Source organism: Burkholderia sp. AU16482 (assembly GCF_002223285.1).
GTDB classification, from domain to species: domain Bacteria; phylum Pseudomonadota; class Gammaproteobacteria; order Burkholderiales; family Burkholderiaceae; genus Burkholderia; species Burkholderia semiarida.
In genome coordinates, this window is the sequence record NZ_NKEY01000009.1 from 491,071 (window position 1) to 516,041 (window position 24,971).

The following is a 24,971-nucleotide window of genomic DNA, read 5'->3' on the forward strand; positions in this document are numbered from 1 at the left end:
ACCGCCCCCCAATCTTGCCGAGCTGATCATGCGTACTCCTTCCGTTTCCGATTGCCTGCCGCACGACCTCGCCCACGCGCTGCTGATCGGCCGCGTCTGGCGGGATGACGGCGCCCACGCGGGCCCGAGCGTCGTCGCCGTACGCGGCGGCGAAGTGTTCGACATCACGCGCACCGCGCCGACCACCGCCGACCTGTTCGATCGCGCCGATGCCGTTGCCGTCGCGCGCACCGCCCCCGGCGAATCGCTCGGCCGCGTCGAGCCGCTGCTGCAGGCGGCGCTGGACGGCACGCCGGGCGCCACGCACCTGCTCGCGCCGTGCGACGTGCAGGCCGTCAAGGCGTGCGGCGTCACCTTTGCCGTCAGCCTGATCGAGCGCGTGATCGAGGAACAGGCCGGCGGCGATCCGGCCAAGGCGCGGGAGGTACGCGACACCATCGCGTCGACCATCGGCACCGATCTGTCGAAGATCGTACCCGGCTCGGAAGCGGCGATGCGCCTGAAGGCGGAACTCGAGCGCCGCGGCGCGTGGTCGCAATACATGGAAGTCGGTATCGGCCCGGACGCCGAGGTGTTCTCCAAGGCGCAGCCGATGTCCGCGGTGGGCTTCGGCGCGGACGTCGGGCTGCTGCCCGTGTCGGTGTGGAACAACCCGGAACCGGAGATCGTGCTGGCCGTGGCCAGCGACGGCAGGCCGGTGGGCGCGACGCTCGGCAACGACGTGAACCTGCGCGACATCGAAGGCCGCTCGGCGCTGCTGCTCGGCAAATGCAAGGACAACAACGGTTCATGCGCGATCGGCCCGTTCGTGCGGCTGTTCGACGATGGCTTCACGCTCGATGGCGTGCGGGAATGCAGCGTGTCGCTGCGCGTCGAAGGCGCGGACGACGGCTTCGTGCTCGACGGCATCAGCCACATGCGCGAGATCAGCCGCGACCCGGCCGACCTCGTCGCGCAGACCTGCGGCGCGCATCACCAGTATCCGGACGGCTTCATGCTGTTCCTCGGCACGATGTTCTCGCCGATCCAGGATCGCGACGCGCCCGGCGGCGGATTCACGCATCACCTCGGCGACCGCGTGACGATCTCGACGCCCGCGCTCGGCGCGCTCGTCAACACCGTGCGGCTTTGCACGGAGATCGCGCCGTGGACCTTCGGCGTGCGCGCGCTGTATGCGAATCTGGCCGCGCGCGGGCTGCTTGCTGCGTGAGGCGTCGAGACAGGCCACGCGAGCGGCGCGCTGCTCGCGGTGACGATATCGCGGTCAATGATCCGCCCTTGAAGCAGTCGCGCAATGTCATGTGCGATAGAACGCGCGTCACGTGCCGTTCGCCTGCTCCGACGCAGTCAGATATCGTGACGGCAGGCTGTAGAACGCCGGTCGGGCCGCGCTCAGCCCGATCACCGCGAACACCATGCCGACGAGCGCGGGTAGCAGCGACGAAAACGCGACGGCGAACATCAGGCCCGCTGCGGAGACGACGCACGCCAGCGCGAGATGCAGCAGGTGCCGCCCTCGGCGCTCCATCAGCCGCGCCCACGCGATCATGACGACCGCCGCGACGAGGTACGGCACACCACCCGACAGCAGCCCGACCGCGAACGTCGAAAGCCCGTGCCCCTTCAGCATCAGCGGCAGCCAGATCGCGATGCCGTTGATGCCGATCCAGTAGCAGAAGAGAATGCCGACCATGATCCACACCCGCACCTCGCGAAGCACCGCGCCGAAGTTCCGTTGCGGCAACTCGGCCGATTCGCGGGCAAGCACGTCCGACAGCGCCGCGGATTCCTCTTGCGTCAGCCATTCCGCCTGCTCGGGCCGATCACGCAAGAGCCGCAGGGTCACCAGGCCGAGCACGCACGCAGGCAACCCTTCGACGATGAACAGCCATTGCCAGCCCTTGAGGCCGCCGGTTCCGTCCAGTTGCATGATGAACGCCGCCAGCACGCCGCCCACGACCGACGACAGCGGGATCGCCACCAGAAACCACGCGAGCACCCGTACGCGCCATGCCTTCGGAAACCAGCACGACAGGTAGAACAGCACGCCGGGAAAGAAGCCCGCTTCGGCCGCCCCGGTCAGTACACGCAGCACGTAGAAGCTGGTCGGCCCCTGGATGACCGCGCACGCGGCGGACAGCAGCCCCCAGCCGATCATGATCCGGGCCAGCCAGCGCCGCGCGCCGAACCGGTAGAGCGCGAGATTGCTCGGCACCTCGAGCACGCAGTACCCGATGAAGAACAGCCCGGCCGCCATGCCGAACTGGCTGCCGGTCAGACCGAGATCGCTGTTCATCGTCAGCGCCGCGAAGCCGATGTTGGTCCGGTCGATGTAATTGAAGAAGTAGCCGATTGCCAGCAGCGGGACGAGGCGAACGAGGTTCTTGCGCAATGCGCGCTGGAGTGCGGCGTCGTTCGTCACATCCGGCTGCTCGTGCGCAATGGAGAGCGTCGATGCCATGGGTTCACCTGAATCCGAAGAAATGGGCGGGATTGTCGACCAGCATCCGGATGCGGCGCGTCTCGTCCGGCACGATCCGCTCGATCAGGTCGACGAGGTCGCCGTCGTCCGGCATCGGATGGCCCAGGTTCACATGCGGCCAGTCGCTGCCCCATAGCACGCGTTCGGGCGCGTGCTCGGCGAAGCGGCGCGCGACGGGCAACGTGTCCTCGAACGGCGCACCGGTTTTGGACATCCGGTCCGCGCCCGACAGCTTGACCCACACGTTTCCGGTATCGAGCAACGCACACAGGGCACGCACCGACGGGCTGTCCGCTCCTTCGTCGATATCGACCCGCGCCATGTGGTCGATGACCACCGGCATGTCGAGCGAACGGATGAACGGGGAAAATTCGGCGATGTCCTGCCCGGACACGTGAATCGCCATATGCCAGCCGAGCGGCCGGATGCGGGCGGCGACCGTCCTGACCGCGTCCAGGTCCGGACGGCCGCCGAGATGCGCGAGGAAGTTGAACCGTGCGCCGCACACCCCGTTCGCGTCGTACTCCGCAAGAAGCGCGTCCGGGTCGCCCGGCCGAACGAGCGCGACGCCCTTGTAACGCCCGGCTCCATTGCGCAACGCATCAAGCATCGCGCGGTGATCGAACCCATGTCCCTGGCTCTGCACGATCACGGCGCGCGAGAAGCCGAGGCGCTCGTGCAGGCGCCGCAACGCCGTTTCCGGCGCGGCGGACGGATCGAAGCTGCGATCGTCAGGCAACGGGTAACGGTCGAACGGCCCGAACACATGGCAATGCGCGTCGCAGCTGTTGGCAGGCAGGCGCAAGAGCGGCCGGCGTGGTTCGGCCAGCGGCGGTGGCAGGCCGCCGTTCAGCACGGCGTCCGGCTGCGCGTCGAATTCGAGATCGACAGCGTCGCGCTGACCAAGCAGCTCGTCCGCGCGGGCGTCGGCTATTCGCTGCTCACCTACGTCGCGATCCGGGAAGAACTGGCGAGGGGCGAATTGAAGGCGATCGCGATCGAGCGGCCGGCGATTCGCTCGACCGTGTCGATCAGCACGTTGCGCGAAAATCGTCCGTCACGACTGGTCGATGCGTGGATCCGCCTGCTCAAGGACACACTGTTCCGCTTTACGCGCGACCAGCCCTGGAGCGATCAGGTCGTGTGGCTCGCTGCCGGTGCGGGCGAATAGCCCCGCCGACACGATGGGATGGCGTTGCACACGTCCGTGGTCGACGCCGGCCTCGGTGTACTCGGGGCGGACGGCGTCGCCGTGCTCCGGCGGCGCGGCCCGTGAAGCCGGTGCTCGCCACCCCCGTCACGCTGACCGTCAAGCCGCCACTGGCCGCTCCGCCAGCTTGAACTCGCCGACCGTCTGCGCGAGCCGGGCCGCCTGCTCGCGCAGCGACGTCGCCGCGGCCGCCGATTGCTCGACGAGCGCCGCGTTCTGCTGCGTCGTGTCGTCGAGCTGCGACACCGCCTGATTCACCTGCTCGAGCCCCGTGCTCTGCTCCTTCGCGGCGACGCTGATCTCGGCGATCACGCTCGTGATGTTGCGCACGCCGTCGACGATTTCGTCCATCGTCGCACCGGCTGTCTGGACGAGCCCGGAGCCGCCTTCGATCTTCTCGACCGACGAGTGGATCAGCTGCTTGATTTCCCGCGCGGCCTGCGCGCTGCGCTGCGCGAGCGCACGCACTTCCCCGGCGACGACCGCGAAGCCGCGGCCGTGCTCGTTCGCGCGCGCCGCCTCGACGGCGGCGTTCAACGCGAGGATGTTGGTCTGGAACGCGATGCCGTCGATCACGCCGACGATGTTGGCGATCTCTGCCGACGCCTGCGTGATGTCGTTCATCGTCGAGACGACTTCGCGCACGACCGTGCCGCCCCGCAGCGCGACATCCGACGCCGATTCCGCCAGACGGTTCACCTGGCTCGCCGCATCGGCCGAGTTGCGGGCCGTGCCGGCGATCTCCTCGAGCGCGGCGGCCGTTTCCTGCAGGCTCGACGCCGCGTGTTCGGTGCGGGCCGACAGATCCTGGTTGCCCTGGGCGATCTCGGCGCTCGCGAGGTTGACTGACGCGCTGAACGCACGGATCTGCAGCAGGATCGCACTGATCTTCTCGGCGAACGCGTTGAACGCGTGCGCGATCTGCGCGGCTTCGTCCGCACCGTCGGCCGGCAGCCGTTTCGTCAGGTCGCCGCTGCCGCTCGATACGTCCGTGAGCGCGTCGCGCACCATCAGGATGCGCTTGAAGGCCGCGTTCGTCATCGCGCCGACGAGCGCGGCCGCGATGACGGCGACGATCACGATCGCCAGCAGCGTGGTCGTCGCGACCGCGCGCATGCCGGCCGTCACGTCGCCCTTGTCGAGCGCGAGCACCAGCGACCAGTCGGTGCCGGCGATCGGCCGGGCACGCATCAGCTTGGCGGCGCCGTCGATGTCGACCGCGACGGGCGCGGACGCCGTCTGCAGCGCGCCGAGGCGATCGGCATCGAGTTCCGGCGACAGACCGGTGGCCGGCTTCATGATCAGGTCGGTCTTGGCCGACGCGATCACGCGAGCGCCCTTGTCCACCAGAAATGCGAAGCTCGCCGGCGTCGGGTGAACGGAGGTCACGATCGAGCTCACGTTCTCCATGAACAGGCTGGCTGCCAGCACGCCCTTCACCACGCCGTCGCGCACCACCGGCACCGCGAACGCGACGGCCGGCTTGCCACTCGTCGCATCGCGGTAGAGCGCCGTCACGACCAGATGGCCCGCGCCGACGGCCTGCTTGTACCAGGGCCGCGCGGTCGGGTCGTAGCCGGGCGCGAGCGGCACGTTCGAGAATGCCGTCTTGTCGGGCAGGCCGAGCGTCAGCACCTCGAAGCCGCCCGACTTGCCGAGCAGCTTCAACGCCGGCACCGGGTCGCCTTCGCCGATCGCGATCGTATCCGCGAGCGCCTGGGTTTCGCGCGACCGGCTCGCCACCCACTCGTCGATCGCCAGCGCGTGGCCGGCCAGGATGGACTTGTGATTCTGGTCGATGGCCTCGTCGTTGTGGGTCTTGACGACGTAATAAACGAGTCCTCCCGTTACGGCCAGCGCCGTCACGACGATGGCGACACACGTCGCCAGTATCCGTGCGCGAATAGATGACAGCATGATGACTTCGGTCTCCGTTACCGCGTGATTGAACTGGATCGATGAACGAGCCGACCCTTATTCATTTAACGGCACCGACGGCAGGAAATTGAGTCGTGCCGAATGGCCGGCGCGGAGGCCGCCCATAAGGACAAGTTCGCGGCCGGCAGCCGATACGATGCGTGCGACGCGGCCAGCCGCTTCGGTCGCACACGTTTGCGTCGCAGTGGGCGGATCGCGCGCGCCGACGGGGCCGCCCGCCGGCCTCGATTTTCGGTTAACCATGCCGTTAACCCGGATTTGACCCGAGCCGACGCCCCGGCAGCCGGCTTCCCCTATGAGCGCGAGCATGCCCGCCTTCACTTCGATCGAGAAAATCGCCGACTGGGCCGGACGCCACCCGCTCGTCGTCGGCGCGTTGGGCACGCTGATGTCGCTCGCGGCGCTCGGGATCAGCGCGGCGACGCTGTGGGCCGCGCGAATCGAAGTCATCGAGCATGCGCACGAGACGTCGCGCAACGTCGCGGCCGTGCTCGCGAGCCAGATCGCGCGGACGGTCGAAACGTCGAACAACGCGCTGGTCGCGCTGGCTGCCGACCTGGGCAAGCAGGCCGTACAGCGCATGGACACCGGGTTGCGGCACGATCTGCTGTTCGAGCGCACCGCGGCCCAGTACCTCACCGGCATGGGCGTGACCGACCGGCGCGGCCAGTTGATCGATGGATGCTGCGGCACGACCCATCGCTGGGACTTCAGCGATCGCGACTACTTCAAGGTTCATCGCGACGCGGACAACGTCGGGCTCTACGTGTCCCAGCCTTATCGGGCGCGCTCGCGCGGCGGCAAGGAGTCGATCGCGCTGTCGCGGCGCATCGAGCGGCCGGATCATGCGTTCGACGGGATCGTGGTCGTCGCCATCGATCTCGCTTACTTCGAGCAGCTCCTGTCCCGCCTCGACGTCGGCCCGAACGGGGTCAGCGCGATCGTGCGCGCGGACGGCACGATCCTCGCGAGAAACCCGTCATTGAACGACAGCCAGATGAACCTCCTGCGTCGCTCGAAATCGTTCAAGCGGATGGTGAACAGCGAATCGGGCTTCTATCCCGCCCGTTCGAGCATCGACGGCGTCGTGCGCTTGTATACGTACCAGCGGATACCGGGCACGCCGCTGATCGCGGTCGTCGCGCCGGCCGAACACGACGTGCTGGCCGGCATCCGTCGTCTGTCGTGGACGGTCGGCGTGTCGGCCATCGTGATCAGCACGCTGTTCTGCGCCGTGGTCTGGCTGCTGGCGTTCGCGTTGCGCGACAACCTGCGCAAGCAGACGCTGCTGACCGAGCTCACTCGGACCGATCCGCTGACGGGCCTGCACAATCGCCGCGCGCTCGATACCGCGCTGGCCGACGAATGGGAGCGGCTGCAACGGGGCGGCGACGGCAGCCTGTCGATTCTGTTCATCGACGCCGATCACTTCAAGCAGTACAACGACCGGCACGGCCACGCGGTGGGCGACACCGCGCTGCGCTTTCTCGCCGAATGCATCCGCGCGCATACGCGGCGGCGCGGCGACCTCGCCGCGCGGTACGGCGGCGAGGAATTCGTCGCGGTATTGCCCGATACGGACGAAACCGGCGCGGCGCAGGTCGCGGAGGCGATTCGCCGCGAAGTCGAAGGCAACGCGCTCGACAGGTTCACCAAAACCGTGCCGCCCTTCACCGTCAGCATCGGCTGCGCGACCGGCCATCGCGCACGCCCTACCACCGTGCACGCGCTGTCGCATCAGGCGGACATGGCGCTCTATCGCGCGAAGCGCGAAGGCAGAAACCGCGTGTGTCGTGCGGAACCGGAGCCGTTCACCCGCTCGGCGTGACGCACGCCGGGCGCCGTCTGAAATTTTTTTGACGACGGGTCACTCGCAAACGATTGCCGCGCGCAGCGTTCCTAAACTGTTCATCCAGGGTTCCGATAATCAGGAAATCTATTTAATAACACCCATGGATTCTTCCTATGAATGATCGACGATTAACGGTTCGCATGAAGCTGATCATGGCTTTCGGACTTCTTACGTGCACGGTCGTGCTCGTCTCGCTCGTCGGCATCGTGTCGCTCGGCAACGCGAACGCGGCATTCGACGACTATGTCAACGGCATCAACGCCCGCGCGACCCTGGCGGACAAGGTTCTCGCCGCGGTCGACCGGCGCGCGATCGCCGCCCGCAACCAGGTCCTGGCGTCCGGGCCACGCGATGCGGACATCGAGAAGGAAGCCGCACTGCAGGCCGACCGCGAAGTCGGCGCGCTGCTGGGTGAATTGACGAATGCGGTCCGCGTCGGCAGCGGCGCGACCGACAAGGCCCGCGAACTGGTTCGGCAAATCGGGGCGGTCGAGGCGCAGTACGGCCCCGTCGCGCGCGCCATCGTCGAAGCGGCGGCGAACAACCGGCGCGATCAGGCGATCACGATGATCAACGAACAGTGCCGACCGCTGCTGGCCCGGCTCGTCGCGGCCACCGACGCGTATGCGACGTTCTCGCGCACGATGGCCGCCCAACGGGTGAGGGAATCGGATGACCGCTATACGTCGCGACGACTGATGCTGATCGCGATCTGCATCGCCGCCGCGGCCGCGGCCGCGATCTCGGGCCTCTTCATCACCCGCGGCCTGCTGCGCGCGCTGGGCACGGAGCCTGCCGCGCTCAGCGATATCGCCCGCCATATCGCCGCCGGCGATCTCGGCGCCGAATCCGCGACCGGCGCCGCGCCGGCCGGCAGCGTGCTGGCCTCCATGCGCGACATGCAGGCGAACCTGATCCGGCTGATCTCGGAAGTCCGTACCGCCTCGGGCAACGTCGCGACGGGGGCAGGCGAAATCGCGTCCGGCAACCAGGACCTTTCGTCCCGCACGGAACAGCAGGCCGCGTCGCTGCAGGAAACCGCGTCGAGCATGGAGCAACTGACGTCCACCGTGCGCCTGAACGCCGACAACGCGCAGCAGGCGAGCGGCCTGGCCGACAACGCATCGGAGGTCGCGCAGCGCGGCAGCTCGGCCGTCGGCCTGATGGTCGACACGATGACGGACATCAGCGCGAGTTCCGCCAAGATCGCCGAGATCACCGGGATCATCGAAGGGATCGCGTTCCAGACCAACATTCTCGCGCTCAACGCGGCCGTGGAGGCCGCGCGCGCCGGCGAACAGGGCCGCGGCTTCGCGGTGGTGGCCAGCGAAGTCAGAAGTCTTGCGCAGCGTTCGTCGAGCGCCGCGAAGGAAATTCGCGAACTGATCTCGCAATCGGTCCGGAAAATCCAGGACGGCTCGCAGATCGCGAACAACGCGGGCGAGACGATGAGCCAGGTCACGCACGCGATCTCGCGCGTGACCGACATCATGGGCGAGATCGCCGCGGCGTCGAGCGAGCAGAGCCGCGGCATCGAGCAGGTCAATCTGGCCATTACGCAAATGGACGAGGTCACGCAGCAGAATGCGGCGCTCGTCGAGCAGGCGGCCGCCGCGTCGAAGTCGCTCGAGGAACAGGGGCTGCGGCTTGCCGAGGCCGTCTCGCTGTTCCGGCTGGAGACGCGCACGGCGAGCGCGTAGGCCCGCGCCCGCCGCCCCGTATCGGTGACGGACGACGCGTGGATTCCGGCGTCCGTCATGTTCAGCACCGGAAATTAACCAAATAGTGGGAATTTTCGCCCGCTGCGTACGACGCGAAACAATTCCGTAACGACCGCGTAACGATCGCTCACCACAATCCTCCATCTTTACCATCAGGATGGAGTCTTGCATGTTTGCGTCACGAAGCCGTTTCCCGCTGCACGTCGCCGCATTGTCGAGTGCGATCGTACTGGCTGCCTGCGGCGGCGACGACGTCGCGTCGACCGGCACGATCGCCGCGGCCGTTCCGGCGCCGCCCGCCGACCCCGGCTTCGTCGACAGCGCGCCGATCCCGAGCGCGCCGGCTTTCGTCGACAACGTCGCGACCAACCAGCGCGGCGACGCGCGCTATGCGACGCTGTCGACCAACGCCGCGGTGCGCGTGCTGAGCCGCTTCCTCGATCTCTGGCAACCGGCGACGATGCTGGTCGACGCGGGCGTGAGCGCGCCGGCGAACGGCGCGTTCCCCGCCATCTCGCCATCGCCCTGCTCCGGGCTGCCGAACAGCGGCGTGCCGTGCGGCACGATCCTGAACGACGCGGTGCTGTCGGCCAACGTGCAGTACGTGATCAACGCGACGACCGCCCGTACGCCGCAACAGGCCGACGCCGCGTACTACGACGACCGGCGCGGCAAGGGATACAGCGTGACCGACGGCATGGGCCCGCTCACCGCCGCGTGGCGCACCGCCGCCCAGCAGACGACCAGCATCACCACCGTGCCCGCCGATGCGACGACCGTGCTGTACAACGACGCCGGCAACAACGTCGGCGTCGGCAGCAGCAGCGGCAACGCCAGCTTCGGGAAGGTCGTCGACCTGCTCAACGAAATGGGCAACAACGCGTCGACCGAACCGTCGAAGCGCTTCTTCAAATACGCGCGCCCGTACCGCTGGAGCACGAGCGTGGTCGTCGCGCCGACGCTCGTGCCGGCCGAAAGCGCGACGCCCGCGACCGACGGCGGCTTCATCAGCGGCCACACGGCCGAAGCGATGCGCGATGCGACGACGATGGCGTGGCTCGTGCCGGAACGCTTCCAGGAGATGATCAGCCGCGGCCTCGAGCTCGGCGAGAACCGGATCCTCGCCGGCATGCATTCGCCGCTCGACGTGATCGGCGGGCGCATGCTCGCGCTGGCCGTCAGCGCGGCGAACCTGACCGCGTACGCCGGCGACGCGCAGGCTGCCTACACGCAAGCCCATCAGACGCTGCAACAACTGACGGGAACGAGCGCCGCGACGTTCTCCGCATTCGCGCGTTCGGGCACGACGGCCACCGACCGCTTCGCCGACTACGCGGCGAACAAAACCGCGTTCCTGCGCCGCATGACGTTCGGCTTCGGTGCGATCGAATCGACGAACGCGCCGCCGGTCGTGCCGAAGGGCGCGGAGATCCTGCTGCAGACGCGCTTCCCGTACCTGAGCCCCGACCAGCGGCGCGTCGTGCTGAAGACCACCGAGCTGCCGTCCGGCTATCCGGTGATGGACGACGCGGAAGGCTGGGGCCGCCTGAACCTGTTCGCGGCCGCCGACGGTTACGGCGCGTTCAACGGCAACGTGATCGTATCGATGGATGCGTCGCAGGGCGGGCTCAATGCCGCCGACGTATGGCGCAACGACGTTTCAGGCGCCGGCAAGCTGACGCTGCAGGGCAGCGGCACGCTGACGCTGGCGGGCAACAACGGCTACACGGGCGGCACGCAGGTAAGCGGCGGCACGCTGGCGGCCGCGTCGGCGACGGCTTTCGGCAAGGGCGACGTGTACGTCGGCCCGGGCGGCAGCGTGCGGATCGCGGCCGCCGCGCCGGTGACGATCGCCACCCGCTACACGCAGCTCGACAACACGACGCTCGAACTCGACATCGACGGCCACGGCGGCGGACGTCTGCGCGTGGGCGGCCCGCTCACCATCGCGGGCGGCACGCTGCATGTGAAATTCGTGAACGGCTACACGCCGAAGGCGGGCGACACCATCGCGCTGATCGACGGCGCGGCGGCCGCCGCGAAGTTCGCGACGGTGACGGTCGACGGGTTCAAGGCCACGCCGGTCTACACCGCGGCGGGCGTGTCGATCACGCTGTCGGCCGCCTGACCGGCACGGAAGATCGATCCTGCAACGGCGCCGCCCACGGGCGGCTTCGGCTTGCGCTACGCGAACCGACCGGAGGCTGCCATGCCCGCGCCGTCCGGGCGAGGTCGTGTAGCGAACCGCCGTTGCAGCTCGATGATCGTCGGCAGGTTGAAATCGTGGACGTCCGGCGCGGCGCCGCCCTGCCGCCGGCTGACCTCGGCACACAGTTCCAGCGCACGCGCGCGCGTCTCGGCGAGCAACCGCAGCGCCTCGCCCAGCAACCCCTTCTCGAGTTCGGACAGTGAGCCGTCGTGACCGGTTTCGCCGATCGTCGGCTCGCTCATGCTGGTTTCCATCGCGACTTCTCCTTCGCCGTGCGAGGGCGCACCGTCGCACGTTGCGTCACATGACCGCGCCGCGCAGCCACGGCACGAACTCGCGTTCGCCGATGCCGTTGTCCTCGCTGCGCGATCGTCGTCCGGACGCGACGTCGAGCATCAGCCGGAACAGCCGCGCGCCCGCTTCGTCGACCGTGAGCGAACCGGCGACGATCCCGCCGCTGTCGAAATCCATGTCCGATTGCATTCGCTCGAACAGGCCGCTCGTCGTCGCGATCTTGATCGTCGGCACCGGCTTCGAGCCGAACACCGAACCGCGGCCCGTCGTGAAGCACACGAGATTCGCGCCGCCGGCGATCTGCCCGGTGGCCGACACCGGGTCGTAACCGGGCGTATCCATGAACACGAGCCCCGCTTGCCGCACCGGCTCCGCATAATCGTAGACGGCGCGAAGCGGCGAGCGGCCGCCCTTCGACACCGCGCCGAGCGACTTCTCGAGAATCGTCGTGATGCCGCCGGCGAGATTGCCGGGCGACGGGTTGTTGTTCATTTCGCCGCCGTTGTCGGCGACGTAGCGCTCCCACCATTGCAACCTGCCGAGCAGACGCTCGGCCACGTCGCGCGACGCCGCCCGCGCGATCAGCAAATGCTCGGCGCCGTAGATCTCGGGCGTCTCCGACAGAATCGCGGTGCCGCCGTTGCGAACCAGCAGGTCGACGGCCGCGCCGAGCGCCGGATTCGCGGTGATGCCCGAGTAACCGTCGGAGCCGCCGCATTGCAGGCCGACGGTCAGCCGCGATGCCGGCACGGTGCTGCGCCGCGCGCCGTCGGCCGCCTCCACCAACTCCCGCACGATCGACACGCCGCGAGCGACGGTGTCGCGCACGCCGCCCTCGTCCTGGATCACCAGCGTGCGCACCGTGCCGGGCGCCGCCGCGTCGAGCCGTTGCGCGAGCGCCCCGACCTGGTTGACCTCGCAGCCGAGGCCGACGAGCAGCACGCCGGCGAAATTCGGGTTGCGCGCGTAGCCGACGAGCGTGCGCCGCAGCAGCTCGATGCCGTCCCCGGTCGCCGACATGCCGCAGCCGCTCTGATGGGTGATCGCGACGACGCCGTCGACATGGCCGAATGCATCGAGCGCGCCGTGCCGGTATGCATCGGCGATCGCATGACAGACGCTCGCCGAACAGTTGACGCTCGCGATCACGCCGACGTAGTTGCGGGTACCCACGCTGCCGTCGGGCCGCACGAATCCGTCGAAGGTGTCGCGGCGATCCGCGGGAACGTCGTGCGCGTCGCCGGCGGGCCCGTCATCGTGCGCATGCCGCTCGGGCATCCCGACGTTGTGCACGTGCACATGCTCGCCGGCGGCGATGTCGCGCAGCGCGACGCCGATCGGCTGCCCGCATTTGACGATCGCGTCGCCGCGCGCGATCGGCGCGGTGGCGACCTTGTGGCCGGCCGGCACCGCGTCCGCCAGCCGCAGCGGTGCGCCGCGCACGTCGATCGGCACGTCCGGCGCCAGCGCGTCGAGTGCGACGGCGACGTTGTCGTCGCCGTGAAGGATCACGATTGCCGGTGGCTTCACGATGCATCTCTCCCTGTCGTTGCGATGCTGGCCGCCGGAGCGCCGGCCGCCGGTTCATGGCGGGCGACGAGTTGCCGCAAGCGCGGTTGTTCGGCCGACAGCGCCAGCGAATCCACGAGCGCGAGCAACGGCTCGATCCGCCGCGCCACCTTCTCGCGATGATTGACGGCGATATCGGCGATGCGATGCGCGAGAAACGGATTGAGAAAACGCTCGCGCACGCTGTCGACGTAGCGTTCGGCCGTTTCGCGCAAGCCCAGCGCCACGAATACCGGTGCGACTTCATCGCGCCACACGGCCTCGAGACCGTCGCGTAGCCGCGCGTCGTTCATCGCGTCCAGTACCGTCTCCGACGCGTCGCGCCCCGCCTCGAGCCACTGCTGCGCGAGCCAGCTGTGCCCGAGATTGAGGAAGAACAGCTTCAGGCGCTCGTGGCTGCGCAAATCGTCGGTGACGACGATCTGCGCGTGCCGGCACGGCAGCGCCATGCCGGCACGCCGTTCGATCGCCCATAGCGCGTACGGCTCCGCGACCGCGCCGACCGGATGAAGCGGCTCGGACACGATGCGGTCGACGAGCGAGTTGACCCACACGCAGCGGTTGCACAGATAGTCGGCGAACGCGTCGGGCAGCCGCCACGCGCGTGCGAGGCCCAGCACGATGTCGCGCAGCGTGTCGCCGTTGTTCGTCACGAGTTCGCACGGCAGGATGGAGACGCCGTCATCGGGCCGCGCCTGCCAGCGCGCATGCAGCAGCGCCAGCAGCTTCGCCGGAAAACCGCGCGGCGCGTGCTCCGGCCGGGCCAGCAGGTCCGCGGCGTCGCGCGGATCGGCGCGATAGCCTGCGTCGCCGGTATTCGACACGATCACGCGCACCGTCTCGATCGCTGCGCCGCGTATTTCCGCCCAGTCGCGCTCGGCATCCCACGCGCGATGCACGGCGTGGCACTCGACGATTTCGTCGACGACACCGCCGTGCTCGCGCCCGCGAATCCGCACCGGATAGCGACCGGTGGCGCGCAGCGCGTCGATTCTCGCGCGGCTGGCCGGATTGCCGGTCGTCTGCACGATGCCGATGCCGCCCATCGCGTTGCCGTCGTCCAGCGCCTGGGAGACGAACAGGTCGACGTGCGCCAGCAGGAAGCGGCTCGTGCCGAACTGCAGGATCGGCGGCGTCATCGCGTGCGCTCCGCGTGCCGGATTCGATCGCTCAGCATTCGACGAGCGCCTTCACGACGGTCTGCCCCGCTTCCAGCAGCCGCGGAAGCGCGTCCGGCACGTCCTCGAGCCGCATCCGGTGCGTGTTCAGCGCGCGGTCGGGAATGCGCCCGGCACGCATCGCGTCGAGCACCGTCGCGAAATCCTCGGCCGTCGCATTGCGGCTCGCGAGCAGCGTGGTCTCCCGCTTGTGGAATTCGGGATCCGAAAACGCGACGTGCCCGCGCACGATCGAGATCAACGTGTATTTGCCGCCGTGCGCGACGAACTCGAAGCCGCGATTCATCGCATCGAGGTTGCCCGTCGCGTCGAACACCGCCTCGAAATACTCGCCGTTCGTCAATTCCGCGAGACGCGCCGTATCGTCCGCGCCCACCTCCACCGTCGCGTCGACGGCCAGATGCTGCCGGCAGAACGCCAGTCGATCCGCCCGCGTGTCGAGGCACGTGACGTCGGCGCCGCGCAGTTTCGCGAAGATCATCGCGGCCATGCCGATCGGCCCGGCGCCGACGACCAGCGCCCGCTGCCCGGCGCGAACGTCCGCGCGGCGCACCGCATGCGCGCCGATCGCGAGGAATTCCAGCATCGCCGCCTGATCGAGCGAAATGCCGTCGGCCTTGTGCACGAACTGCGCGGGTACGCTCAGGTATTCGGCCAGCGCACCGTCGCGATGCACGCCGAGCACCTTGATGTTCACGCAGCAGTTCGTGTTGCCGTGACGGCATGCGATGCAGTGTCCGCACGACAGATACGGCATCACGTACACCGCGTCGCCGGCGCCGAGCCCCGACGCCGGTTCCGCCTCGACGACGACTGCGGAAAGCTCGTGACCCATCACGCGCGGATATTCGAGGTAAGGCTGGTTGCCGGTGAAGATGTGCAGGTCGGTGCCGCAGATGCCGACCCGTTGCACGCGCAACATCACTTCGCCGCTGCCGCGCACGGGCAGTTCGCGCTGCTGCACGCGCAGCACGCCGGGGGATTCGCAAATCACGCTGAGCATGTCGGGTTCCTTTCGTTCGGGTTCATTCGTCGTGGCGTGCGGTGTCGATCCGGTAGAAGCGGCATGCATTGCCGCCGAAGACGCCGTCCAGCGCCGCGGCGCCGAGCCACCGCGCGCAATCGTCCTCGCACGCGGCCAGCCAGTCGCCGTAGCCGCCGCACGCCGACGCCAGCCGCAGCACCGGCCAGTCGCTGCCCCACATCAGGCGCGTCGGCCCGAACAGGTCGGCCAGTGCGTGGACATACGGCCGCGTGCGCGCCCGCACCAGCTCCGGGCCGGCGGACGGCCCGGCCTCCGTCCAGAGGCCGGACAGCTTGCAATGAAGATTCGGCAGGCTCGCGAGCCGGCGCATCGCCGACAGCCACGGCTGCAATTCGCCGCGCTCGATGAACGGCTTCGCACCGTGATCGATCACGATCGGCAGATCGGGATGGCGTCGCGCGAACGCGTGCAGCGCATCGAGATGGCGCGGCATCACCAGCGCATCGAAACGCAGCGCGTGCTCGAGCATCGCGGCGACCGCGCGATCCAGCCGCGGATCGTCGATCCATGCGTCGTCGGGCAGATCCTGCAGCATCGGGCGCAAGCCGCGCGCCTTCGGCGCGGCCGCAAATGCCGCGATCCGCGCCGCTGCGTCGTCGGCCTTCAGGTCGACCCAGCCGACCACGGCGCCGACCGTCGGGGTGTCGGCCGCGAGATCGAGCAGAAAGCGCGTGTCGGCTTCGCTCGGCAGCGATTGCACGAGCACGGTGGTGTCGATACGCGCGGCGTCGAGCAGCGGCGCCAGATCGGCGGGGCCGAAATCCCGGTGAATCGCGTCGAGCTCGGCCGGCGGCCAGCAGCCGGCCCGCGCGCCGATTCGCCAGTAGTGCTGATGGGCGTCGATGCGCATGGTCATGCGTGGGATCCCGGAAGCGGCGCGCGCGCGTCGATCAAGCCTTCGTCGCGCAACGCAGCCCACAGTTCGGCCGGCGCGGGGCGCTCGAGCCATTCGATGTTCTGCTTCAACTGGGCCACGCTGCGCGCGCCGATCACGCACGACACGACGGCCGGATGGCCGAACGGAAACTGCAAGGCGGCGGCGGGAAGCGGCACGTCGAAGCGCCTGCACAGCGCGCCCAGGCGCGTCGCCTTGTCGATCACGTCGGCGCTCGCGTCCGCATAGTTGAACTTGCCGTTGCCGACGAGCACGCCGGAATTGAACACGCCGCCGATCACGATCGCCGTCCCGTCACGGGCGCACGCGTCGAGCAGCGGTTCGAGCGCCGTCTGTTCGAGCAGCGTGTAGCGGCCGGCCAGCAGCACGGCGTCGAGCGCCGCTTCGTTCAGCGCGTCGGCCGCGACTTCCCACTCGTTCACGCCAAGACCGAACGCGCCGATCTCGCCGCCCGAGCGCAGTGCCTCCAGCGCGCGAAACCCGCCGCCGCGGGTCAGCTGTTCCCAGTAGTGCGCATGACGATCGCCATGCGTCATCGCACCGATGTCGTGCACGTACAGCATGTCGATCCGCGCGAGCCCGAGCCGTTGCCGGCTGTCCTCGTACGAGCGCAGGATGCCGTCGTAGCTGTAGTCGTAGACGGGCCGGAACGGCAGCGGCTCGGCCCAGCCGTCGTCGCCCGGCCGCACGCTCGGGTCGGCGCGCATCAGCCGCCCGACCTTCGTGCTGAGCGTGAAGGCGCCGCGCTCGCGCGGGGCGAGCCCCGCGCCCACGCGCCGCTCGGACAGCGTGTAGCCGTAATACGGCGCGGTGTCGAAATAGCGCAGGCCGGCCGCCCACGCGGCGTCGACGAGCGCGGCCGCGTCGGCCGCCGACATCGGCCGATACAGGCCGCCGAGCTGCGAGCAGCCGAGACCGAGCGCGGACACCGTCAGCCCGCTGCGCGGCAAGGTGCGCGTATCGTTCGCGTTCATGCGTGACGACTCGATGCGGAAAAGCGGCACGGGCGATCAGTACAGGACATTCTTCGCCGCCTGCGAATCGAGGTTCTGCTTGTCGACCATCACGACGCCGGTATCGATCAGCTTCGGCGCGGGCTTGCGCTCGATCACGTCGAGCGCCGTGCGCACGCCCTGGTTCCCCATCTGCCACGAACCCTGCACGGCGATCGCCTGCACGGTGCCGTCGCGCACGAAGCCCTGCAGATCCTCGTTGCCGTCGAAGCCGATCGCCACGACCTTGCCCGCCTTGCCCGACTGCTTCAGCGCGCGGCCCATGCCGACCGCGGTCGGCTCGTTCGCGCCGAAGATGCCCTTCAGGTCGGGGTTCGCCGACAGCACGTCGGTCGTCTGGTTCAGCGCGGTCGCCATTTGCGATTGCGAGTAGTACGGGCCGACGATCTGCAGCTTCGAATGGCTCTCGATGTACTTGCGGAACCCGCCGACGCGGCTGACCTCGGACCCCGCGCCCGGCACGTACGACATGATCGCGATCTTGCCGGACTGCCCGACGCGATCGATTAGCGCCTTCGCGCACAACGCGCCGGCCTTCTCGTTGTCGGTCGACAGGAACGCCTGGTAGTACGGCTTGCCGGCATCCGAGATGGCCGAGTCGATCAGCACGACGGGAATGTGCGCTTCCCACGCCTTCTTGATCGCGGGCACGAGCGCATCGGGATCGGACGGCGCGAGCACGATGCCCGCCACATGACGCGTGACCGCGTTGTCGACCATGTTGACCTGCCCGCTGATGTCGGACTCGGCCGCCGGCCCCTGGAACGTCATCGTGTAGCCCTTGGCGCCGTCGAGCGCCGCCTTCGCGCCTTTCTGCACGTTCTGCCAGTAGTTCGAATTGACCGTCTTGACGATCACGGCGATCTCGCCGCCCGCCGCATACGCGCCGCTGTTGCACGCCGCCGCGAACACGCACGCCGATGCCGCCAGCAGGATGGATTTGTTCATGTCTCGCTCCGCTTCTCGTTGGTAGGGACTGCTTGCCGCCGGTCAGGGCCGGCGATTGCGCAACTGGTCGATCCACACCGTGCCCAGGATCACGACGCCGATGATGATCTGCTGGATGAAGCTCGACACGCCGTTCATGTTCAGGCCGTTGCGCAGCACGCCGATCACGAACGCGCCGATCGCCGTGCCGGAAATCGTGCCGACGCCACCCATCAGCGACGTGCCGCCGATGACCGAGCTGGCGATGGCGTCGAGTTCGTACATCACGCCCTCGTTCGGCTGCCCGGTGACGAGCCGCGACATCAGCACGCAGCCGGTCACGCCCGCGAGCGCGCCGGACAGCACGTAGGTGAACAGCTTCACGCCCTGCACGTTCACGCCCGACAGCCGCGCGGCTTCCGCGTTCGATCCGACCGCGTAGATATGACGGCCGAGCGACGTTCTCGACAGCAGCACGGACACCACGACGAACAGCACGACCATGATCACGACCGGATACGGGATGCCGGGAAACGTCGTGTCGGGGAAGCCGTCCGCGCCGATGCGCGAGATCCGCAGCAGCGCGCCGTTGCCGAGCGCGCCGAACGCGTCGCCGAGATCCGAGACGGGCCTCGCGCCCGTGATCTGGAGCGCGATGCCGCGCGCGACGAGCATCATGCCGAGCGTCGCGATGAACGGCGGCAGGCCCATGCGCGTCACGCAGATGCCGTTGACGAGCCCGCATAGCGCACCGACCAGGATGCCGGCCGCCATCGCGGCAGGCACCGGCACGCCGGCCTTGACGAGCAGCGCCGCGCACACGCCGGCCAGCGCGAGCACCGAGCCGACCGACAGGTCGATGCCGCCCGTGATGATCACGCAGGTGGCGGCCACGCCCAGATAGGCGATGGACGTGACCTGCAGGCCGACGGTCATCAGGTTGTCGACCGAGAAGAACGCCGCGCTCGATATCGAGAACGCGAACACGAGCACGACGAGGCTGCCGAGCGCCGCGAACTTCTGGATCAGGTCGCGCCGCCGCTGTCGCGCCGCCCGCTCGTCGGCCTGGCTTCGATCGGATGTCATTTCAAGCATGGGAACGCCCCGACGCGTAGTGCATGATCTCCTCCTGACTGGTGTGTTTCGTGTCGAGCAATGCGGTCATTCGACCTTCGTGAAAGACGGCGATCCGGTCGGTCATGCCGAGCAGTTCGGGCAATTCCGAGCTGATCAGCACGACGCCGACGCCATCGGCGGCGAGCCGGTCCATCAGCCCGTAGATCGCGAATTTCGCACCGACGTCGATGCCGCGCGTCGGCTCGTCGAAGAACAGAATCTTCGAGCCGCGGTACAGCCATTTGCCGATGACGACCTTCTGCTGGTTGCCGCCGGACAGGTTGCGCACACGCTGATGCACGGACGGCGTGCGAATCGCGAGGTCCTGCACGTAGCGGCGCGCCACGTCGAGCTCGTCGTCGAAGCGCAGGAATCCGAAGCGTGACGCGATGCCGCGCACGTTCGCGAGCGTGAGGTTGGCCGCGACGGGCATCGGCAGCGCGAGCCCCTCCTTCTTGCGGTCCTCCGACAGATACGCGATGCCGTGCCGGATCGCCTCGCGCGGCGAGCGGATCGTCACGGGCCGGCCGTGCAGCGCGATCGTGCCGCCGTCCGGGCGATCCGCGCCGAAGATCGCGCGGGCGATCTCGGTGCGTCCGGCCCCCATCAATCCCGCGAAACCCAGGATCTCGCCGCGGCGCAGCGCGAACGACACCGGTCCGAACACGCCGTCGCGGCGCAGGTCGCGCACGTCGAGCAGCACGTCGTCCGTCGGCGCCGACTGCCGCGACGGATACGCGTCGTCGAGCGTGCGTCCGACCATGCGCGCGACGATGTCGTCGATGCTCACGTCGGCGAAATCGTCCGTCGAGATGTGGCGTCCATCACGCAGCACGGTCACACGATCGACGATCTGCGCCATTTCGTCGAGCCGGTGCGAGATATACAGAATCGCCACGCCGTCGGCGCGCAGTTCCTCGATGATGCGAAAGAGCTGCACCGTTTCCGCTTCCGTCAACGACGACGTGGGTTCGTCCATGATCAGCACGCGCGCATCGAGCGACAACGCCTTCGCGATCTCGACCATCTGCTGCTGCGCGATGGACAGCACGCCGACCTTCGTGGTCGGCGCGACGTTCAGGCCGATTCGCGCGATGCAGCGCGCCGCATCCGCATTCATGCGTTTCGTGTCGACGAACGGCCCGCGCCGCGGCTCGCGTGCGAGGAACAGGTTCTCCGCGACGCTCAGGTGCGGGACGAGATTGAGCTCCTGGTGAATGATCGCGATGCCGGCCGCCTGCGCTTCGGAGGCCGAACGAAACCGCACCGGCGCGCCGCGATAGTAAACGACGCCCTCGTCAGGCAGGTACTGGCCGCTGATGATCTTCATCAGCGTGGATTTGCCCGCGCCGTTTTCGCCGCACACCGCATGCACCTCGCCGCGGCGCAGATCGAGGCGAATGCCGTCGAGCGCGACGACGCCCGGGAAGCGCTTGCGAATCCCTTCCAGGCGCAGGATCTCCCGGTCCGCTTCGTCCTGTGCGGCCTGACCGGGCAGATTGCGAGGCATTGCCATTGCGTCTCCTTGAGGCGGATCGACCTCGGCTTCGCCTGGTCAGTCCAATTTGGATGAATTACAGCAATCGAACCCGTTTTGGTCAAGCCAATTTATCTATTTCAATCTGATCTTACCAATGGTAAAAACCCGGACACCCGGCTGAATGAGCCGCTGCATGGGGCAATGAGGCAGGCGTGATAGACTCCGCGACACGCGCTTGTGCCGAGAGCGCATTGACCTCAATCGATCGGATGAAATCGACAGAACCCAAGCGGCTTTACCAATCGGTCGCGGCCCAGATCGTCGCGTTGATTCGCCAGGGCGAATTCGCGATCGGCGAGCGGCTGCCGCCGGAGCGCGAGTTGGCGCTGACGCTCGGCGTATCGCGTCCGTCGCTTCGCGAGGCGCTGATCGCGCTGGAAATCGGCGGCCAGATCGAAATCCGGATGGGCTCCGGCGTCTATGTCCGCGACACGGCGGCCGACGCCGTCGGCCCGATGGCCACGCTCGGCGACAGTCCGTCGGAATTGATGCAGGCCCGCGCGGCCGTCGAAGGCAGCGTGGCAGCGCTGGCCGCCGCACGGATGACGGCCGCGATGCTCGAACGCCTGCGCCGCACGGTTCAGCGCATGAAGCGGCTCGCGGAGGCCGGCAAATCGCCCGTCGAGGCCGACCGGCAATTCCACATGCTGATCGCGGAAGCCGCCGGCAATTCGGTGCTCACGCGCTTCGTCGGCGAGCTGTTCGACAGCCGCCACGACCCGATCGCGGCCGCCATGCGCGGCCACGCGGAAAATCCGCAGACGTGGACCGCCGCCGTGCGCGAGCACGAGGACGTGCTGCTCGCGCTGCAGGCCGGCGATCCGATCGCGGCCCAGACGGCCATTCGCGCGCATCTTCGCGCGTCCGAAGCGCGGTGGATCGAGGGCGGGCTGAAAGCCGAGCCGGATTCGGAGCCGGATTGACCGGCGCACGGGCGCCGGCAACGCGCTATTCAACGCCCTGCAACGCTGCCCGATCGCTCGCCGTGCGGCGCGGCGGCAGCGTGCGCGGCACTAGGCTCGTCACCAGCACCGAGCCGACCACCAGCAGCCCCGCGACCACGCCGAACCCGGCATACGGCGCGCCGGTACGCACGAACAGGGCACCGACCAGCCACGAACTGAACGCGCCGCCGAGCGAACCGAGCATGCTGATCACCGCGATGCCCGCCGCCGCCGCGCGGCCGGTCAGTTGGGCCGCCGGAATCGTCCAGAAAACGATCGGCACGGTGAATGCGCACAACTGCGCGATCGCAAGCAAGGTCACGGTGATCCAGACGTGGCCGACCGAGAAGCGCAGAAGCAGCAAACCGCACGCGGTGACGAGCATGCAGGCCACCGTATGCCATCGGCGCTCGCCGTATCGGTCGGAACTCCATGCGATCGCCACGTTGCCGATCATCGTGAATACGGAAATCAGTCCGGACAACCAACCGATTCCGGAGACGCTCGACACCCCGGCCGCCTTCAGCACCGTGGGCGACCAGAACGTCACCGTCCCCATCCCGACGTAGACGCAGAAATAGATCGCGGCAAGCCCGAGCACGCGACCGTTGCGAACGATGTCGAGCACGCGGGCCCCATCATGGCCGACCACTGCCGCGGCCCGATCCGCGTCGAGATCGCGCAACAGCGCCCGCCGATCCGCAGGCGACAGCCATGCCGCCTGTTCCGGCCGGTCGCTCAGCATCAGCAGCGCAACCAGCCCGAGCGCGATGGCCGGCAATCCCTCGATCAGAAACAGCCACTGCCATCCGCGCATGCCCATCGCGTCCTGCATGTGCGCCATGATCCAGCCGGACAGCGGCCCGCCGATCATGCCGGCGACCGGCACCGCGAGCAGCAGCACGCTGTTGACACGGGCGCGCACCGTATCCGGAAACCAGTACGACAGGTACAGGATCAGGCCCGGAAAGAAGCCGGCCTCGGCGGCGCCGAGCAGAAAGCGCACCACGTACAGCGACACGCTGCCGGTCACGAACATCTGCGCCACCGTGCAAAGCCCCCACAGCACCATGATTCGCATGAGCGTGCGGCTCGCGCCGATGCGCGCGAGCACCAGATTGCTCGGCACCTCGAACGCGGCGTAACTGATGAAGAAGATCGCCGTCGCGGAGCCGAATACGGCTTCGCTCAAGCCGAGGTCCTGCAGGAACTGCAGCTTGGCGAACCCGATGTTGACGCGATCGACGAAGTTGACGACGTAGCAGAGGAACAGAAACGGAATCACGCGCAGCGCGATCCGGCGATACAAGACGGCAGGGGGTGACTCGGACATGGACCGCTCCCGGTATGTGGACATGCGTCGGCCGTCGCGTGGGTTGCTCGCGGCCGCCGTCGGTGGCGCCGCCACGCGTTGCGCGCACAGAGGCTGCGCGAAGCGTCGCGAGGGAATTATACGAATCTCACAATTCGGGATTCATTGGTAGTTAACACGAGAAAACGCCTCGGACGCTAACCGTGTCATGCCTCCAACCCACATTCGTCAGATTTTTAAGAAAGCACCGGGTCAATGCTCATCCAATCGCTGCTTTGCCCTTACTGCAAGGTCTCACGTCGCACCCTATGTAAACCCCACCATAAAGATAAATTCAATCCCCTATAATGAGATTTGCAAAAACATCCTTCAAGCGAGCGCCGATCGGGTTTCGATCGCGTCACCCGGTGTTTTTTTCTGGATATGATCGTCGGCGGGACTAGCCGCGTGGCACGGCGCCTTCGGAAGCCGTCCATCCGGGCGAGTCCAGTCGACCCGCGCGCATGGCGCGAGCGCGCTGCCCGCGCCCGGGCAACATGGGCCGGCTTCGGCCGGCATCGAATTTCAGACGGAATGCGTTAGCCACGCCATGAACCTGCACGCTGAAACACTGTGCTTCTCCGATGTGTTCCTCCATTCCCAGGCGATCGTGAACTGGTCGCAGCACTACGACCAGATCAGTCCGGGCACCGCCACGACCACGCTGCGTCAGGTCGCCGGCCAGCGTTTCCACGTCTTTCGCGAACGCATCAACCAGCGCGTGATGCAGCACGGCCTCGCGCCGCGCGGCCGGCTCTGCTTCGCGCTGCCGATCGCCAGCGCGGTCGCGCCCGTGGTCCAGGGTCGCACCGTCGAGCGACCGAGCCTGCTGACCTTGCGCGGCGGCGAGGAATTCGTCGCCCACCTGCCGTGCGACACCGAGGTGCTCGCCTTCACGATCGACCGCACGCTCACCGCCGATCGCGAACTGGACGAACTCGCGAACCTGCCCGCCCGCATCCTGAAGCAGCCGGTGCTGCCGATCTCGCCCGCACGCTACGGCAATGCGCTGGACGGCCTCGAGCGCGTGCTGCGCCAAGCGCTCGACGGCGACTCGCTCACCGCGCGCGATGCGTTCGACGAACGCGTGCTCGCGCACAGTGTGGTCGGCATCCTGCTCGACCTCGTGCAGCCCGACGACCCGGATGCCGGTGCGCTGCCGTCGGCGTCGACGCAAAGCTACATCGTTCGCCGCAGCCAGGAAATCGCGCTGGAGTGCGACGACGTGCCGACGGTCATCGATCTCTGTCACCACCTCCGAATCAGCCGCCGCACGCTGCAATACAGCTTCCAGAACGTGGTCGGCACCACGCCGACCGCCTACCTCCGCTCGATCCGGCTGAACGCGGTGCGGCGCTTCCTGATGACGACGCCCGAGACGATGCGGATCGGCGACGCGGCAGCGCAATTCGGCTTTTGCCATTTCGGGCGTTTCTCCGCGTATTACCACCAGCATTTCCACGAGTTGCCGTCGCACACGCCGCGGCTGAGCTGAGCGCACCGCACGCGCCGCCTCATCCGGGTAATCCCCTGCCGCGTGGTGCATGCGGATTGCCGATAACGGACAACGCCCGTGTTTTCGGCACCGTAAATTTTGTCGTCGGCTCCGCTCGCATGCCCGCTGCACCGCATGGAGCGGCCGTCCAAGCGCATACCCGTGTCGTCGATGAACGTCGGCAGCGATTGC

Annotated in this window: 20 protein-coding genes; 7 read left to right on the forward strand and 13 right to left on the reverse strand. The window is 68.0% G+C overall.

All coding sequences use genetic code 11. From position 1 onward, the window contains the following. Positions 1-28 precede the first annotated feature (28 nt). On the forward strand, positions 29-1,210 hold the full coding sequence (locus CFB35_RS32760) for a fumarylacetoacetate hydrolase family protein (RefSeq protein ID WP_059577854.1): 1,182 nt from the start codon (positions 29-31) through the stop codon (positions 1,208-1,210). Positions 1,211-1,318: 108 nt separating this feature from the next. Here the strand turns inward: CFB35_RS32760 and CFB35_RS32765 are convergent, their stop codons facing one another. Continuing rightward, the gene (locus CFB35_RS32765) at positions 1,319-2,461 is read right to left on the reverse strand and encodes an MFS transporter (protein WP_059577851.1); all 1,143 of its coding nucleotides are present in this window, start codon (positions 2,459-2,461) and stop codon (positions 1,319-1,321) included. A gap of 4 nt (positions 2,462-2,465) precedes the next feature. Next, on the reverse strand, positions 2,466-3,338 hold the full coding sequence (locus CFB35_RS32770; RefSeq protein ID WP_226094206.1) for an amidohydrolase: 873 nt from the start codon (positions 3,336-3,338) through the stop codon (positions 2,466-2,468). Here CFB35_RS32770 and CFB35_RS32775 point away from each other — a divergent pair. Next, positions 3,255-3,653: a LysR substrate-binding domain-containing protein gene (locus CFB35_RS32775; RefSeq protein ID WP_059898475.1), complete on the forward strand. Its 399-nt coding sequence runs from the start codon at positions 3,255-3,257 to the stop codon at positions 3,651-3,653. The genes CFB35_RS32770 and CFB35_RS32775 overlap by 84 nt on opposite strands. A 138-nt stretch (positions 3,654-3,791) precedes the next feature. Here CFB35_RS32775 and CFB35_RS32780 read toward each other — a convergent pair whose 3' ends face one another. Then, positions 3,792-5,609, reverse strand: a complete 1,818-nt coding sequence (locus CFB35_RS32780; RefSeq protein WP_059577846.1) for a methyl-accepting chemotaxis protein — start codon at positions 5,607-5,609, stop codon at positions 3,792-3,794. Positions 5,610-5,937: 328 nt separating this feature from the next. Here CFB35_RS32780 and CFB35_RS32785 point away from each other — a divergent pair, with 328 nt between their 5' ends. The 3 genes from CFB35_RS32785 (at position 5,938) to CFB35_RS32795 (ending at position 11,331) form a co-directional block, all read left to right on the forward strand. Next, the gene (locus CFB35_RS32785) at positions 5,938-7,458 is read left to right on the forward strand and encodes a sensor domain-containing diguanylate cyclase (protein ID WP_059578044.1); all 1,521 of its coding nucleotides are present in this window, start codon (positions 5,938-5,940) and stop codon (positions 7,456-7,458) included. Positions 7,459-7,595: 137 nt separating this feature from the next. After that, positions 7,596-9,182 (forward strand): methyl-accepting chemotaxis protein, encoded by a 1,587-nt coding sequence (locus CFB35_RS32790; protein ID WP_059577843.1) that lies wholly within the window; start codon positions 7,596-7,598, stop codon positions 9,180-9,182. A gap of 190 nt (positions 9,183-9,372) precedes the next feature. Further along, positions 9,373-11,331, forward strand: a complete 1,959-nt coding sequence (locus CFB35_RS32795; protein WP_060010476.1) for a phosphatase PAP2 family protein — start codon at positions 9,373-9,375, stop codon at positions 11,329-11,331. A 56-nt stretch (positions 11,332-11,387) separates the two neighbouring features. Here the strand turns inward: CFB35_RS32795 and CFB35_RS32800 are convergent, their stop codons facing one another. Genes CFB35_RS32800 through CFB35_RS32840 form a run of 9 tightly spaced genes read right to left on the reverse strand, consistent with a single transcriptional unit; the run spans position 11,388 to position 20,965 of the window. Continuing rightward, positions 11,388-11,654 carry a hypothetical protein gene (locus CFB35_RS32800; protein WP_230955195.1) on the reverse strand — a complete coding sequence of 89 codons (267 nt, stop codon included), beginning with the start codon at positions 11,652-11,654 and terminating at the stop codon, positions 11,388-11,390. Positions 11,655-11,712: 58 nt separating this feature from the next. After that, a complete protein-coding gene (locus tag CFB35_RS32805; RefSeq protein WP_059577835.1) occupies positions 11,713-13,236 on the reverse strand; it encodes a UxaA family hydrolase in 1,524 nt (507 codons plus the stop codon). Beyond that, on the reverse strand, positions 13,233-14,414 hold the full coding sequence (locus tag CFB35_RS32810; protein WP_059577833.1) for a D-mannonate oxidoreductase: 1,182 nt from the start codon (positions 14,412-14,414) through the stop codon (positions 13,233-13,235). Before CFB35_RS32810 ends, CFB35_RS32805 begins: the two co-directional genes overlap by 4 nt. Before the next feature lie 31 nt (positions 14,415-14,445). Beyond that, on the reverse strand, positions 14,446-15,456 hold the full coding sequence (locus CFB35_RS32815) for a zinc-binding alcohol dehydrogenase family protein (RefSeq protein WP_059577828.1): 1,011 nt from the start codon (positions 15,454-15,456) through the stop codon (positions 14,446-14,448). Between the two features lie 22 nt (positions 15,457-15,478). Continuing rightward, positions 15,479-16,354, reverse strand: a complete 876-nt coding sequence (locus tag CFB35_RS32820; RefSeq protein WP_081066639.1) for an amidohydrolase — start codon at positions 16,352-16,354, stop codon at positions 15,479-15,481. After that, the gene (locus CFB35_RS32825; protein WP_059577826.1) at positions 16,351-17,367 is read right to left on the reverse strand and encodes an aldo/keto reductase; all 1,017 of its coding nucleotides are present in this window, start codon (positions 17,365-17,367) and stop codon (positions 16,351-16,353) included. Before CFB35_RS32825 ends, CFB35_RS32820 begins: the two co-directional genes overlap by 4 nt. 36 nt (positions 17,368-17,403) lie before the next feature. After that, positions 17,404-18,354 carry an ABC transporter substrate-binding protein gene (locus CFB35_RS32830; RefSeq protein WP_059577823.1) on the reverse strand — a complete coding sequence of 317 codons (951 nt, stop codon included), beginning with the start codon at positions 18,352-18,354 and terminating at the stop codon, positions 17,404-17,406. Between the two features lie 42 nt (positions 18,355-18,396). Next, the gene (locus CFB35_RS32835) at positions 18,397-19,428 is read right to left on the reverse strand and encodes an ABC transporter permease (RefSeq protein ID WP_059577820.1); all 1,032 of its coding nucleotides are present in this window, start codon (positions 19,426-19,428) and stop codon (positions 18,397-18,399) included. Then, entirely contained in the window at positions 19,421-20,965 is a 1,545-nt protein-coding gene (locus CFB35_RS32840) for a sugar ABC transporter ATP-binding protein (RefSeq protein ID WP_059577817.1), read from the reverse strand. Before CFB35_RS32840 ends, CFB35_RS32835 begins: the two co-directional genes overlap by 8 nt. Positions 20,966-21,198: 233 nt before the next feature. Between CFB35_RS32840 and CFB35_RS32845 the strand changes: the two genes are divergently transcribed. Beyond that, positions 21,199-21,912 carry a FadR/GntR family transcriptional regulator gene (locus CFB35_RS32845; protein ID WP_059577814.1) on the forward strand — a complete coding sequence of 238 codons (714 nt, stop codon included), beginning with the start codon at positions 21,199-21,201 and terminating at the stop codon, positions 21,910-21,912. 25 nt (positions 21,913-21,937) lie between these two features. On the opposite strand, the gene CFB35_RS32850 is transcribed toward CFB35_RS32845, so the two are convergent. Further along, positions 21,938-23,266, reverse strand: coding sequence for an MFS transporter (locus CFB35_RS32850; protein ID WP_059577812.1), 1,329 nt, complete (start codon positions 23,264-23,266; stop codon positions 21,938-21,940). Between the two features lie 568 nt (positions 23,267-23,834). On the opposite strand from CFB35_RS32850, the gene CFB35_RS32855 reads away from it, so the two are divergent. Next, entirely contained in the window at positions 23,835-24,779 is a 945-nt protein-coding gene (locus CFB35_RS32855) for a helix-turn-helix domain-containing protein (protein WP_059577810.1), read from the forward strand. Positions 24,780-24,971: the final 192 nt, after the last annotated feature.